Genomic DNA, 12,608 nt, shown 5'->3' with positions numbered 1-12,608 from the left:
CTTGACCGCCGGAATTGCACGGTTAAGCGCCGCCCTCAGTCACTGATGGAGGACCGCTTGGCCGATACCGCCCCTCAACCGCCCCGCCCGAATCCGCCCCCGAATCCGCTGCGTATTGCTATCGCCGGGCTCGGCACGGTCGGCGCGGGCGTCATCCGGTTGCTCGACACCAACCGCGCCCTGATTGCCGCGCGCGCGGGCCGCGGGATCGAGGTCGTGGCGGTCAGCGCGCGGGATCGCGGCAAGGATCGCGGCGTCGATATTGCCCGCTTCGCGTGGGAAGACGACATGACCGCGCTCGCCCGGCGCGATGATGTGGACGTGGTGGTTGAACTGGTCGGCGGGTCGGATGGCCCGGCGCTGGCGCTGTCGCGCGCGGCATTGGGGGCGGGCAAGGGTCTCGTCACCGCCAACAAGGCGATGATCGCGCATCACGGGCTGGAACTGGCCGAACTTGCCGAGGCGAACAACGCCGCGCTGAAGTTCGAAGCTGCGGTCGGCGGCGGCATCCCTGTGATCAAGGGCCTGCGCGAAGGCACCTCGGCCAACGCGCTCACCAAGGTTTACGGCATCCTCAACGGCACCTGCAATTACATCCTGTCCGAGATGGAAGCGACCGGCGCGGACTTTGCCAACGTGCTCGCCGATGCGCAGCGGCTGGGCTTTGCCGAGGCTGATCCGGCGTTCGATATCGAAGGCGTGGACGCGGCACACAAGCTGGCGATCCTTGCCGCGATTGGGTTCGGCACGCGGGTCGATTTCGCAGGCGTGCGGGTCAATGGCATCACGCAGGTGCGCGCCGCCGACATTGCGCAGGCTGCGGCCTTGGGTTTTGTGATCCGCCTTATCGGTGAGGCGGACGTGGAGGAGACGCCTGACGGCCCCCGTCTGCTCCAGCGCGTGCGCCCTTGTCTTGTCGCGCGAGGCCACCCCCTCAGCGCCGTCGACGGGCCGACCAACGCGGTCGTGGCGGAGGGCAATTTCTCGGGCCGCCTGCTGTTTCAGGGTCCCGGTGCAGGCGATGGGCCGACCGCGAGCGCGGTGGCCGCTGACCTCATCGACATTGCCCGCGACGAAGTGGGCGCGCCGTTCTCGATCCCCAGCGCACAGCTGGCCGCGATGCCGCCTGCCGAGCCGGGCCACCGGACCGAGCGCACCTATATCCGCTTCATGGTCAAGGACCGCCCCGGCGTGCTCGCCGAACTCACGGCCGCGCTGCGTGACGGGGACGTCTCAATCGAGAGCCTGATCCAACAGGGCCGCTCGCAGAGCGGGGGCGAGGTGATGGTGGCGATGGTGACGCACGAAGGGCCGGAGCGCTGCGTGACAAAGGCGCTGGCGCTGCTCGAAGGCTCGGACAGCCTGACGGGCGAGCCGCTGGTGCTGCCGATCCTGCCTTTGTAACCCACGGTGAGTCCCCGCGCAGGCGGGGACCTCTTTGTGGTTGGCGCTTCCGGGCCCGAGGTCCCCGCCTGCGCGGGGACTCACGACTATTGCTTCAGCCCTGCCGCCTCCGGCAACCCCAACGCCGCCTCCTTGCGACGGCGCTCCTCGGCGGTGAGAGGCGCATTGTCCCCCTCGACCGGCTTCAACCCTTGCGCCACGCGCTCCGCGTCCGATCCTTCGGGCGGGGGCGGGATCGCTTCGACGTCGATGATTAGGGCCGGGTCTTTGGGGCAGGGGGGGATGAAGCATAGCCCGCTGACGGTCGCAGGCCCGCGGAAGATGCCCGGCCCGGCGACATCGGGCGGGGGCAGGGTCCCGGCGTTCTGCGTGCGCTCTGCATAGTCTTTCAGCCAGGCCTCACGGCTCCCGCTATATAGCTGGCTGGTGTCGGCGGGCAGCTCGCGGCACACCACGATTTCGCCCGCAACCACCCCGGCCTCGCGCTGGTTCTCGCAGTCCTTCAGTTCGGCGGCATTGGCTGCTTCGGATTGGGTGGGCGGGACGAGGATGTCGATGGTCTGCGGCGGATCGCTCGCCCACTCATCCTCACCGAGATCAATCGGGATGCGGTCGGGCGGCGATTCGGCCGTGGTTGGCGGCGGAGGGCGGGGTGGCAGGCGGGAGGCTTGCCCCTGGCTCTGGGGTTGCGCGCTGGCAGCCATCAGCACCGCCGCTACAAGGCTCAGCCACACCACCGCGCTGCGCCCTAACCGCCCTTCTTCTTCGGACGCGGGGGTGCGCTGGTCTTGATCCCCGCAGCTTCCCGCCGGGCCCGTTCTTCTTCCTCGGTCAGTTCGCGGTCTTCGCCCAGCGCCGGGAGGCCGCGCGCCATGCGATCCGCGTCCGATCCGGCGGGGGCGGTGGGCAGAGCGTCAAAATCGACGGTGATCGCCACCGGCGGCGGCTTGCCGAACCCGATGCCCTTGCCGTTGTCGGGAATCCCGAAAGCCTCGGGCGCACGCGGCGCGCCCTTCAGCATGGTTTCCTGTGCGTAGCGTTTCTGCGTCGCGGAGCGGTCCCCAGTCAGCGGGCTTTCGCCATTATTGCCGGTTTCGCGGCACACCACGATCTCGCCGCTGATCGTGCCCGCATCGGCATCATCGCGGCATTCCTGAAGCTGTGCCTGATTGACCTCACCGCGCGGGACCGTGACCATCAGATTGACGCGTGGGGGTGCTGGTGGGCCTTGTGGCGTGGGGGCCGGAGTCGGCTCGGCAGCAGGTGCATTTGTCGCCGCCGTGTCATCCTGCGCGGCCAAAGGCGCGGCGAAGATTACCGCGAAAGCCGTCAGGCCGAGGCGAAAACGGGGACCGACAGGTGTTGCATTGCTCGACAAACCCGTCTCCATCCGCTTAAGCGCCAAGGCATTCCAAAGGTAGCTGCAACAAAAGCAATAAAGGGCTGAATTGCGCATGAACTCCGCCACCGATACCGACCTCACCATCGCCGAGCAAGCCGCAGCCGATAATGCGATCCAGCGCGTGCTGGTGCTGGAAATGGTGCGCGTCACCGAAGCGGCCGCCATCGCGGCGGCGCAATTGATCGGACGCGGTGATGAAAAGGCGGCCGATGCCGCAGCCGTGGAAGCCATGCGCCGCGCGTTCGACAACCTCTACATGGACGGCACCGTGGTGATCGGTGAGGGGGAGCGTGACGAGGCCCCGATGCTGTTCATCGGCGAAAAGGTCGGCATGGGCAAAGGCCCCAAGATCGACATCGCACTCGACCCGCTCGAAGGCACCACTATCACAGCGAAGGCCGGCCCCAACGCGCTCGCGGTGCTGGCAGCGGCCGAAGAAGGCTGTCTGCTCAACGCGCCCGATGTTTACATGGACAAGCTCGCGGTCGGCCCCGGCTATCCCGAAGGCATCATCGACCTTGCCAAATCGCCGACCGAAAATGTCATGGCGGTGGCTTCGGCCAAAGGCGTGAAGCCCAGCGAGATCAATGTCTGCGTGCTCGACCGTCCGCGCCATGCGGAACTGATCGCCGAACTGCGCAGCATCGGCTGCGGCGTGGTGCTGATCGGTGACGGCGACGTCGCCGGTGTGATCGCGGTGACGGACGAGGAAACCACGATCGACATGTATATGGGCCAAGGCGGCGCGCCTGAAGGCGTGCTGGCAGCCGCGGCGCTGCGCTGCGTCGGCGGGCAGTTCAACGGCCGGCTGGTGTTCCGCAACGACGACGAAAAGGCCCGCGCCCGCAAGTGGGGGATCGAGGATCTGAACCGGATCTACAAGCTCGAAGACCTCGCCAAGGGCGACTGCATCTTCGCCGCGACGGGCGTGACCGATGGTTCGCTGCTGAGCGGGGTAAAGCGCCGCCGCAAGCACACCGGCGAGATGATCCTTACGACTGAAAGCGTCGTGATGCGCGCGAGTTCTGGCACCGTCAGGTGGATCAAGGGCGAGCACCGGATCGGTTAAGCACGCCTATTCTACCAGCGCGCGTTGGCGGGGCTCCGGCAAGCTGGCTGCTGCTGCGGGCGCGGCGAGCAGGTCGCCAAGGGTCAGCGGCTCGGCGATCAGGCTCGGGTGCGGGGAATAGCCGTCGTGCCAGTATTTGGAGTCGATGATGTCGCGCGCGATACTCATCCCGAAGAACTGCCGCGGCCGGGCGGAGCGGTTGTCCGGCCCTGCATGCAGCAGGTCACTGCGATAGAGGATCACCGTCCCCTTGCGCGGCGCGACTTGCACCAGCCGGAAGCGCTCGTCGAGCACTGCGCGCTCGCGCCGTAGCCGCCACAGGGTGGCAGGGCTGCAATGGCGCAGGCTGAACTGCGAATTCTTGCCCAGCAGGAAGCGCAGGATGTTGGGCTGGTGCTGATCCCACAGGCGCGAAAACACCCGGTCGCGGAATTCTCCCGGAGCCAGCGGCGCATCGGACGATCCGCGCATCCGCCACAGCTTGGCAAGATTGTGCCGGAAAATGCCCGCGTTGCAGCGCGTGCGGAACAGCTCCATGAGTTGATAGGCCCCCCCGCCATGCTGGTAATCGGCCCCACCATACTGGTGCGTCCCCGGCACGAACACCGTGCCCCCCTGCTCGGGTGACACATCCTCGAGCGCCGCAAACATGCTGATCACGCCCGCCGGATCGCGGTGGATATACTGGTGCGAGGAACCGAGATAGCTGGTGAAGGTCGCAATCTCGAGCACGGCGCGCGTCCGGCCACAATACTCCGTCAGCACGCCCTCCAGCCGCTGCGCCAGCGTGGCGGCAAAGCGCGTGACCCCGGGGTTTGACGGCAGCGAGCAGAAGTCGCGCCGGACATAAAGATTGTCGGTCTCGCTGGCGAAGGCGCTGCGGGCGCGATCAGGATCGGCGATGGTCTGGCGCACGAGTTTGAGCCCCGCCTCGGCCTCGCTGTTGGACAGCAACCCGGTGATGACCACGAGACCATGCGTGTCCATCATGGTGAGCGCCTGCGCGATGCAAGCCGCCGTCATCCGCCCCTCAGCGTCGAGCGCAGCGGGGACTTCGTAAGCAGAGGTGTCGTTGGAGATGCGCAGGCCGTCCATGTCGCTGCTATGGCAGGGGAAGTTCACCATCGGGTAAACGGGGGGCAATGGCTGCTTTTCAGGCCTGTAAGCAAAAGCCAGCAGTTCGGTTATGGCCTCGTCGTAGCCATCCCCGTCACCCCAGCGAAAGCTGGGGCCTAGGGCGTCAAGCACTGCACCAAGAGGCCCTAGGTCCCAGCTTTCGCTGGGATGACATAGATGGCAGGTTCCCACCCACTTCCGGTCACACGCGCCCGGCATAGAAAAACCCCGGCGGATGGCTCCGCCGGGGTTTTCTGTTGTGGTCCTGGCTGGGACGACTCGGGCGAAGCCCGAGTCGTCAGACGGAGCTGCGCCCCGCTGGCCGGCTTGCGGCGTGGACGGGTCAGCTTTCGCTGGCCCGCCCGCCTTAGGTCAGAACCCCATGCCGCCCATGTCGGGCATCGGGGGCGAAGCCGGCTTGTCTTCCGGACGCTCGACGATCGCCGCTTCGGTGGTGATCAGCAGGCCGGCAACCGAAGCTGCGTCCTGCAACGCGGTGCGGACAACCTTGGTCGGGTCGATCACGCCGGCCTTCACCAGGTTTTCGTACACGTCGGTCGCCGCGTTGAAGCCCTGCGTTTCGTCATCTTCGCGCAGCAGGTTGCCTGCAACGACCGCGCCATCATGGCCGGCGTTCTGGGCGATCTGCTTGATCGGGGCGGTGATCGCCTTGCGGATGATGTCGATGCCGCGGGTCTGGTCTTCGTTCGCGCCCTTCAGGCCTTCAAGAGCCTTGGTGGCGTAAAGCAGAGCCGTACCGCCGCCGGGGACGATGCCTTCTTCCACCGCAGCGCGGGTTGCATGGAGGGCGTCATCGACGCGGTCCTTGCGCTCCTTCACTTCGACTTCGGTCGCGCCGCCGACCTTGATGACAGCCACGCCGCCAGCAAGCTTGGCGAGACGCTCTTGCAGCTTCTCACGGTCGTAATCGCTCGAGGTGTTGTCGATCTGGGTGCGGATTTCAGCCACACGCGCCTTGATGTCATCGGCAGCGCCGGCGCCATCGACGATGGTGGTGTTGTCCTTGTCGATCGAGACCTTCTTGGCCTGACCGAGCATACCCACGGTGACGTTCTCAAGCTTGATGCCGAGGTCTTCGCTGATCATCTCGCCCTTGGTCAGGATCGCGATGTCCTGCAGCATCGCCTTGCGACGATCGCCGAAGCCCGGAGCCTTCACGGCCGCAACCTTGAGGCCGCCGCGCAGCTTGTTGACCACGAGGGTCGCGAGCGCTTCGCCTTCGATGTCTTCAGCGATGATCAGCAGCGGACGGCCCGACTGCACCACGGCTTCGAGGATCGGCAGCATCGCCTGCAGGTTCGACAGCTTCTTCTCGTGGATCAGGATATAGGGGTTATCCAGTTCCACGGTCATCTTGTCGGGGTTGGTGATGAAATAGGGCGACAGGTAACCGCGGTCGAACTGCATGCCTTCGACGACATCGAGCTCGAACTCGAGGCCCTTGGCTTCCTCGACGGTGATCACGCCTTCCTTGCCGACCTTTTCCATGGCTTCGGCGATCTTCTCGCCGACTTCACGGTCGCCATTGGCCGAAATGATGCCGACCTGCGCGATTTCCGAGCTGTCCGAGACGTCCTTCGAACGGCTCTTGAGGTTCTCGACAACCGCGATCACGGCCTGATCGATCCCGCGCTTGAGATCCATCGGGTTCATGCCGGCGGCAACCGACTTCATGCCTTCGGTGACGATGGCCTGAGCCAGCACGGTGGCGGTGGTGGTGCCGTCACCGGCGCTGTCGTTCGCCTTGCTGGCGACTTCGCGCAGCATCTGGGCGCCCATGTTTTCGAACTTGTCCTTGAGTTCGATTTCCTTGGCGACAGTAACGCCGTCCTTGGTGATGCGGGGTGCGCCGAAGCTCTTGTCGATGACGACATTGCGGCCCTTGGGGCCCAAGGTCACCTTGACGGCGTTGGCGAGGATGTCGACGCCGCGAAGAATGCCTTCGCGGGCTTCGCGGCCGAACTTTACGTCCTTGGCTGCCATGATTGTTTCTCCTGAGATGAGGTTATGAGTCGAAAGAAGCGAAGAGGGTCAGGCGATCAGCCAACCACTCCCATGATGTCGCTTTCCTTCATGATCAGCAGGTCTTCACCGTCGATCTTGACTTCGGTGCCCGACCATTTGCCGAACAACACGCGGTCGCCGACCTTGACGTCGAGCGGGATACGGTCGCCGTCGTCGTCACGGTTGCCTTCGCCAACGGCGATGACTTCACCTTCGCTCGGCTTTTCCTGAGCGCTATCGGGGATAATGATGCCGCCAGCGGTCTTCTGGTCGGCTTCGATGCGACGGACCACAACGCGGTCGTGCAGCGGACGAAATGCCATGGTTATGACCTTTCCTTAAATGGGTGAGGTTGCTTGGCACTCTCCCTCTGAGAGTGCCAACGGGGAGGCATTTGGTCGTGGGGGGCGAATGAATCAACCCCCCGGCCCGCAAAAAATTTCGCGCTCCCTGTCATTTTCCGGCTGGGGTGGCCAGCATCGGCGCGCTCGGTTATCGAGCCAGCCAGCCCTCAGGAGCCTTTCGCACAATGACTGCCCCCAAGCTTCCGCCCCGGCTCGGCAACGGCCTTAACGACGAGATCAACTTCGCTACTGAGGCGTGGCTGTGGCTGAAGACCAACCTCGCCTATCTGACCGGCGCGATGTCGGTGTTGATCATCGGAGTGATTCTCGCCCGGCTGCTGTCACGCTGGGCCGACCGGGCGCTGACCGGCAACAGCCGGATCGAGCCGACGGTCGCGAAGTTCCTCAGCAACATCATCAAGTATGCGCTGTGGGTGATCGTCGCGATCACCGTGCTCACCCAGTTCGGGGTGCAGACGACCAGCATTATCGCCGCATTGGGCGGTCTGGCGCTGGCGGTGGGCCTCGCGCTGCAAGGGACGCTCAGCAATGTCGCGGCCGGCGTCATGATCCTGATCCAGCGGCCGTTCCGGGTGGGCGAGTATATCACCGCCGGCCCCGTGGCGGGTACGGTGCAAGCGATCGGCCTGTTCACCACCGAGATGCTCCAGCTCGATGGCCTCTATGTCATGGTCCCCAATAACGAGCTGTGGAACAAGGCGGTGGTCAATTATTCGCGCTTGCCGACGCGGCGATTCGAGCTTGTGGTGCCGATCAATTACGAGGACGATCTGCGCGCCGCGCGCGCGGCGATGCTGGAGCTGGCAACTGCCGATCCGCGAGTGCTGGCCGAGCCTGCGCCGGTCGCCTTTGTCGGGGCGCTTGCCGATAACTCGGTGCGCGTTGGCCTTAGGGTATGGTGCAATTCCGGCGATTATCTCGCCCTGTCATGGGCCTTGAACGAAGGCGTGAAGCTGAAATTCGACGAGCTTGGCCTGACAATCCCGACCGGCGTTGCCCCGGCGGCGGCCACTCCGGCGCGTTAGGCTGCCGTCTCGTAGCGCGTCAGCCCCAGGGCATCGCGCTGCGACCAGCGCCACAGCAGGCCTGCCGCAGCGAAGAACAGCCCGGTCGCCAACCCGATCCATACGCCGGTCCCTTCGAGCGCGGTGTAGAACCCCAGCCCGATCGCGCAGCCGAACCCGGGTACCCAATAGCTGAAGATCGCGATCCACATCGGCACGCGGGTGTCCTGCAGGCCGCGCAGGGCGCCCGCCGCCACCGCCTGCACCCCGTCCGCGAGCTGGAAGATTGCGGCGAGCGTCAGATATTGCAGCGCAAAGGCGACCAGCGCTGCGTTCGCGGGAGCGGCGGGATCGATATAGACCCACAGCAGCATGGTCGGCATCAGCAGCATCGCCAACGCCGTGGTGGTCATGAAGCCCGTGCCGATCCCAATCGCGACCCAGCCCGCACGCCCGGCGGCGATGCGGTCGCCCGCGCCGTGATGGTAGCCGACCCGGATGGTCGCCGCCTGGGCGGTGCCGAACGGGATCTGGAACGCCAGCGCCGCGAGATTGAGCGCCAGCGTGTGCGCCGCGAGTTCGGTTTCGCCGATCCGGCCCATCAAGAGCGCTGCCCCGCTGAACAGCCCCGCCTCGGCCATCACGGTCAATGCAATCGGAGTGCCGATCACCATGATTTGCTTGAGCCGCGTCCATTCGGGCCGCCACCAGCGCCCGAAAATGCGATAGCGCCGCAAGCTCCGGTCGCGCCGGATCACGAAAACATAGGCGATCAGCATGGCAAGCGCGGTGATCACGCTCGACAGAGCGGAGCCCATCAGGCCGAGCGCGGGCAGGCCGAGATTGCCGAACACCAGCGCCCAGTTGCCCAGCACATTCGTCCCCAGCGCCAGCAGCGTGATCGCGGTCGCATAGCCGGGCTTGCCCAGCGCGGCGACAAAGATGCGGAACACGCCCGCCAGCACCATCGGGATCATCGCCCATGACAGGATCGCGAGGAAATCGCCCGCCATTGCCGCGATCTTCGGGTCCTGCCCGCTCGCCAGCAACAGTGCCTCGCCGCCGAAGCAGACGGCCATGCCGACCAGCCCGAAGCCGAGCGCGGCCCACATTCCCATACGGACCGTGCGGCGCACTTCGCGCACCGAATGCAGCTTGCGCCCGCGCTCGGCCGCGATCAGCGGCGCGCAGGCGCCGATCAGCCCAGTCATGGCCCAGACCGTCAGGCCGAAGATGGCGATGGCGAGGCTGGAGGCGGCGAGCGGCTGATCGCCGAGCCGGGCGATGAACACCACATCGACCGCGTGGATCAGCATCTGCAACAGGTTCGTGGCGGCGAGCGGCACGGCTAGTCCGAGCGTCGCGCGCAGTTCCTGCCCCCAGCTGGGCGTTTGAAGGGTGTGTGTCTGTTGCATGATCGGTTCGGCACCCGCCGGCTGGCGAGCCGGCCCGGATAGGCGCGGCGGCGATTCGGGGGAAGTGCAAATACCGCCGCCTGATAATTGGGGTCAGCGCGACTGGGCTGCTGCGGCGCGGACAGAGGGCCGCAAAAAGGGCGACACCATCGCTGGCGCCGCCCTCCTATCTGCGGACGCTTCAAGACGCCCGCAAAACTTGCGATGAAGATTACTTGAGTTCGACGGTGCCGCCGGCTTCTTCGATCTTCTTCTTGATGTCTTCGGCTTCCGCCTTGTTGACGGCTTCCTTGATGGCCTTCGGAGCCGATTCCACAAGGGTCTTGGCTTCGGTCAGGCCGAGGCCGGTGATGGCGCGGACTTCCTTGATGACCTGGATCTTCTTCCCGCCGTCGCCGGTCAGGATGACGTCAAATTCGGTCTGCTCTTCGACAGCTTCGGCAGCAGCGGCGGGGCCAGCGGCAACCGCGACAGCAGCAGCGGCGCTCACGCCCCATGCTTCTTCGAGGGCCTTGGCAAGGTCAGCCGCCTCGAGGACGGTCAGCTTCGAAAGTTCTTCAACAAGCTTGGCGATATCGGCCATGATGGTTCACTCCAAATTGTGGCGGGGCAAATGCGCCCCAATAGATTGTTTCGTAAAACGAAAAACGTCTCTTAGGCTGCCTTGTCCGCGTAAGCGGCAAACACACGAGCGACCTTGGCGGCGGGTGCGGTAACGACCTGGGCGATCTTCGTCGCAGGTGCGTTGACCAGACCGATGAGCTTGGCGCGCAGTTCGTCGAGGCTGGGCATCGAGGCAAGTGCCCGGATCCCGGCTTCGTCGAGAACGACCGAACCCATCGAACCGCCGACGATTTCGAGCTTGTCATTCGTCTTGGCGAATTCGACAGCGGCCTTGGCAGCCGCGACCGGGTCAGTCGACCAGGCCAGCCCGACCGGGCCAGTGAGCATGTCACTGATCCCGACATAGTCGGTGTTTTCAAGAGCGAGATTGGCGAGACGGTTCTTCGCAACCTTGTAGGTAGCGCCAGCATCGCGCATCTTCAGACGCAGGGCAGTGGACTGAGCCACCGTCATGCCGAGGTTGCGGGTGACGACCACCACACTGACCTCGTTGAAGACCGCATTGAGCTGGGCAACCGCGTCGGCTTTCTGCGAACGATCCATGCCATACTCCTTCACAAATGATCGGGCAGGATGGCTCCCGCACGATCGGCTACGTTTGTCCGCGCACGGAACCGAAGCTCCGAACACGGGCGAGTCCGTCGAAAGGGAAGGAGGGTGTGCGCCGGCATCATGGCAGGCACGCGAGCAAACAGCATAAGGCTGCCTGCGAAATCTCGTTTCCCCGTCTAGGCTGGAAATTAAGAAGGCCCAATTGCCTTCACCAACGGTCTCGGACGGATGACCGGATCAGCCAAAGGCTTGGCCGGTCGGGCAGGCCCCTTAGCCATGCCGGGTGCCGAGTCAAGCCATTTGTCCCGGAGTGCGGGTAGTCCAATCCATCCAAGGTCGAGGCAAACCTTTGGTAAAGCATGCAGCTTTGCCGTATAGTGGCAGGCCATGAACACGCCCGAACCCACCGCACCTCAGCCCGAACCGGATTTGCAGCACAGCCCGGCGGGCAGGCTGTTCAAATGGATCGAGCAAGGCCTGCTGATGCTGGCGGCGATCATGACGCTGGTGGCGGCCGGGACCGAGGTCTGGTCGGTCTATCAGCGCGGCTCGATCGTGCTGGCAGATATCCTGCTGATGTTCCTCTATACCGAAGTGATCGCGATGATTGCGGTGTTTTATACCGGCAAGGGATCGTCCTTCGTCTTCCCGATCTTCATCGCCATCACGGCCATCGCGCGGCTGATCGTGCTGCAAGGCAAGGACATGGATGCGGAAAATGTCGTGTACGAGGCGAGCGCGATCCTGCTGCTGGCGGTGGCGGCGCTGGTGATGGGCCGGGTCCGTTCCGATTGACGATGCGCCAGCGGGCCGAGGGTGATCCCCGGCCCGCCACGCGTGTCATTCTGCTTCGTAGGCGAGCAGATCGCCCGGCTGGCACTCCAGCTCGCGGCAGATCGCGGCGAGGGTGGAGAAGCGGATTGCCTTGGCCTTGCCGGTCTTGAGGATCGACAGGTTGGCCAGCGTCAGATCGACCCGCTCGGCCAGTTCGGTCAGCGTCATGCGGCGGGCATAGAGCAAGTCGTCGAGCTTCACCATGATGCGGGTTCCTTCGAGATCATCGTTGATGGGGGGCATCACACGGTCCCTTCGAGGTCTTCGCGCATCGCTGCGCCGTGGCGGAACACGCGGGCGAGGATGAACAGGATGATGACGAGGAGGATCCCGCTAAGGTCGATGCCGCTGCTGACTTCGATATGAGAGCTTTCGCCCAGATCATCCGCGAGCTCGACCAGATCGAGCGCCAGTGGGATCGCGGCCAGCACCAGCAGCTGCACGCCCAGCATCAGCCATGCCATCAGGCTCAGCCTTTCAGCGTTGACCGGCACGAAGGGATCGCCTTCGCCCACGGTGTTGATGATCGCGCGCAGCCTGCCGAAGAAGACGAACAGCGTGGCGACGATCGCGAGCCCGATCAGCATGATGCCGAACAAGGTGAATGTCGGGAAGACCACACCGCGAAAGTCCGGGTCGGCCAGCATCTCGGCCTGGATGGTGTCATTGAAGAAGGCGATGGCGCCGAGGGCGATGACCAGCGCGGCGGCGCCGATCAACATCGCGCCCTGCATCATAACGGTAACGACCTTGCCAGCGAGCAGCAGGAGGTCGGAGGTTCTATCGGGCTTGGTCATG

Annotated in this window: 14 protein-coding genes; 4 read left to right on the top strand and 10 right to left on the bottom strand. The window is 64.9% G+C overall.

Annotated elements, in window-relative coordinates:
• The first annotated feature begins 57 nt into the window (after positions 1–57).
• Positions 58–1,404 carry a homoserine dehydrogenase gene (locus tag GRI59_RS02085; RefSeq protein WP_237440641.1) on the top strand — a complete coding sequence of 449 codons (1,347 nt, stop codon included), beginning with the start codon at positions 58–60 and terminating at the stop codon, positions 1,402–1,404.
• Between the two features lie 86 nt (positions 1,405–1,490).
• Here the strand turns inward: GRI59_RS02085 and GRI59_RS02080 are convergent, their stop codons facing one another.
• Both GRI59_RS02080 and GRI59_RS02075 read right to left on the bottom strand, forming a co-directional pair.
• Entirely contained in the window at positions 1,491–2,141 is a 651-nt protein-coding gene (locus GRI59_RS02080) for a hypothetical protein (RefSeq protein ID WP_160759542.1), read from the bottom strand.
• A gap of 11 nt (positions 2,142–2,152) precedes the next feature.
• Positions 2,153–2,782, bottom strand: coding sequence for a hypothetical protein (locus GRI59_RS02075; RefSeq protein ID WP_237440640.1), 630 nt, complete (start codon positions 2,780–2,782; stop codon positions 2,153–2,155).
• Between the two features lie 76 nt (positions 2,783–2,858).
• On the opposite strand from GRI59_RS02075, the gene glpX reads away from it, so the two are divergent.
• The gene (glpX, locus tag GRI59_RS02070) at positions 2,859–3,875 is read left to right on the top strand and encodes a class II fructose-bisphosphatase (protein ID WP_160759540.1); all 1,017 of its coding nucleotides are present in this window, start codon (positions 2,859–2,861) and stop codon (positions 3,873–3,875) included.
• 6 nt (positions 3,876–3,881) lie between these two features.
• Here the strand turns inward: glpX and GRI59_RS15760 are convergent, their stop codons facing one another.
• The 3 genes from GRI59_RS15760 to groES form a co-directional block, all read right to left on the bottom strand.
• The gene (locus GRI59_RS15760) at positions 3,882–5,123 is read right to left on the bottom strand and encodes a phytanoyl-CoA dioxygenase family protein (RefSeq protein WP_160759539.1); all 1,242 of its coding nucleotides are present in this window, start codon (positions 5,121–5,123) and stop codon (positions 3,882–3,884) included.
• A 240-nt stretch (positions 5,124–5,363) separates the two neighbouring features.
• Positions 5,364–6,995 (bottom strand): chaperonin GroEL, encoded by a 1,632-nt coding sequence (groL, locus tag GRI59_RS02060; RefSeq protein ID WP_160759538.1) that lies wholly within the window; start codon positions 6,993–6,995, stop codon positions 5,364–5,366.
• A gap of 56 nt (positions 6,996–7,051) precedes the next feature.
• Positions 7,052–7,339 carry a co-chaperone GroES gene (groES, locus tag GRI59_RS02055; RefSeq protein ID WP_160759537.1) on the bottom strand — a complete coding sequence of 96 codons (288 nt, stop codon included), beginning with the start codon at positions 7,337–7,339 and terminating at the stop codon, positions 7,052–7,054.
• A 206-nt stretch (positions 7,340–7,545) separates the two neighbouring features.
• On the opposite strand from groES, the gene GRI59_RS02050 reads away from it, so the two are divergent.
• Positions 7,546–8,406: a mechanosensitive ion channel family protein gene (locus GRI59_RS02050; RefSeq protein ID WP_160759536.1), complete on the top strand. Its 861-nt coding sequence runs from the start codon at positions 7,546–7,548 to the stop codon at positions 8,404–8,406.
• Here the strand turns inward: GRI59_RS02050 and GRI59_RS02045 are convergent.
• The 3 genes from GRI59_RS02045 to rplJ all read right to left on the bottom strand — a co-directional run bounded on the left by GRI59_RS02045 (position 8,403) and on the right by rplJ (position 10,967).
• A complete protein-coding gene (locus GRI59_RS02045) occupies positions 8,403–9,800 on the bottom strand; it encodes an MATE family efflux transporter (RefSeq protein WP_160759535.1) in 1,398 nt (465 codons plus the stop codon). The two genes, GRI59_RS02050 and GRI59_RS02045, sit on opposite strands and share 4 nt — an antisense overlap.
• Positions 9,801–10,011: 211 nt before the next feature.
• Positions 10,012–10,383 carry a 50S ribosomal protein L7/L12 gene (gene rplL, locus GRI59_RS02040; RefSeq protein ID WP_160759534.1) on the bottom strand — a complete coding sequence of 124 codons (372 nt, stop codon included), beginning with the start codon at positions 10,381–10,383 and terminating at the stop codon, positions 10,012–10,014.
• A gap of 71 nt (positions 10,384–10,454) precedes the next feature.
• On the bottom strand, positions 10,455–10,967 hold the full coding sequence (gene rplJ / locus GRI59_RS02035; protein WP_160759533.1) for a 50S ribosomal protein L10: 513 nt from the start codon (positions 10,965–10,967) through the stop codon (positions 10,455–10,457).
• 396 nt (positions 10,968–11,363) lie between these two features.
• Between rplJ and GRI59_RS02030 the strand changes: the two genes are divergently transcribed.
• Complete coding sequence (locus tag GRI59_RS02030; protein WP_160759532.1) at positions 11,364–11,771, top strand: phosphate-starvation-inducible protein PsiE; 408 nt, start codon at positions 11,364–11,366, stop codon at positions 11,769–11,771.
• 45 nt (positions 11,772–11,816) lie between these two features.
• Here the strand turns inward: GRI59_RS02030 and GRI59_RS02025 are convergent, their stop codons facing one another.
• Positions 11,817–12,053 (bottom strand): helix-turn-helix domain-containing protein, encoded by a 237-nt coding sequence (locus GRI59_RS02025; RefSeq protein ID WP_160759531.1) that lies wholly within the window; start codon positions 12,051–12,053, stop codon positions 11,817–11,819.
• The gene (locus GRI59_RS02020; protein ID WP_160759530.1) at positions 12,053–12,607 is read right to left on the bottom strand and encodes a DUF2975 domain-containing protein; all 555 of its coding nucleotides are present in this window, start codon (positions 12,605–12,607) and stop codon (positions 12,053–12,055) included. Before GRI59_RS02020 ends, GRI59_RS02025 begins: the two co-directional genes overlap by 1 nt.
• Between the last annotated feature and the right edge of the window lies 1 nt (position 12,608).

The sequence above is a fragment of the Erythrobacter ramosus genome (genome assembly GCF_009828055.1).
GTDB lineage: Bacteria > Pseudomonadota > Alphaproteobacteria > Sphingomonadales > Sphingomonadaceae > Erythrobacter > Erythrobacter ramosus.
Note: the sequence above shows the minus strand (reverse complement) of the source record. Positions and strands in the feature narration are given on the sequence as shown.

Excerpts from the sequence above, each read along its gene's own strand:
- GRI59_RS02050 (WP_160759536.1), top strand. The coding sequence starts at position 7,546 with ATGACTGCCCCCAAGCTTCCGCCCCGGCTCGGCAACGGCCTTAACGAC.
- groES (WP_160759537.1), bottom strand. The coding sequence starts at position 7,339 with ATGGCATTTCGTCCGCTGCACGACCGCGTTGTGGTCCGTCGCATCGAA.
- GRI59_RS02025 (WP_160759531.1), bottom strand. The coding sequence starts at position 12,053 with ATGCCCCCCATCAACGATGATCTCGAAGGAACCCGCATCATGGTGAAG.
- GRI59_RS02020 (WP_160759530.1), bottom strand. The coding sequence starts at position 12,607 with ATGACCAAGCCCGATAGAACCTCCGACCTCCTGCTGCTCGCTGGCAAG.
- GRI59_RS02030 (WP_160759532.1), top strand. The coding sequence starts at position 11,364 with ATGAACACGCCCGAACCCACCGCACCTCAGCCCGAACCGGATTTGCAG.
- rplJ (WP_160759533.1), bottom strand. The coding sequence starts at position 10,967 with ATGGATCGTTCGCAGAAAGCCGACGCGGTTGCCCAGCTCAATGCGGTC.
- GRI59_RS02045 (WP_160759535.1), bottom strand. The coding sequence starts at position 9,800 with ATGCAACAGACACACACCCTTCAAACGCCCAGCTGGGGGCAGGAACTG.
- groL (WP_160759538.1), bottom strand. The coding sequence starts at position 6,995 with ATGGCAGCCAAGGACGTAAAGTTCGGCCGCGAAGCCCGCGAAGGCATT.
- rplL (WP_160759534.1), bottom strand. The coding sequence starts at position 10,383 with ATGGCCGATATCGCCAAGCTTGTTGAAGAACTTTCGAAGCTGACCGTC.
- glpX (WP_160759540.1), top strand. The coding sequence starts at position 2,859 with ATGAACTCCGCCACCGATACCGACCTCACCATCGCCGAGCAAGCCGCA.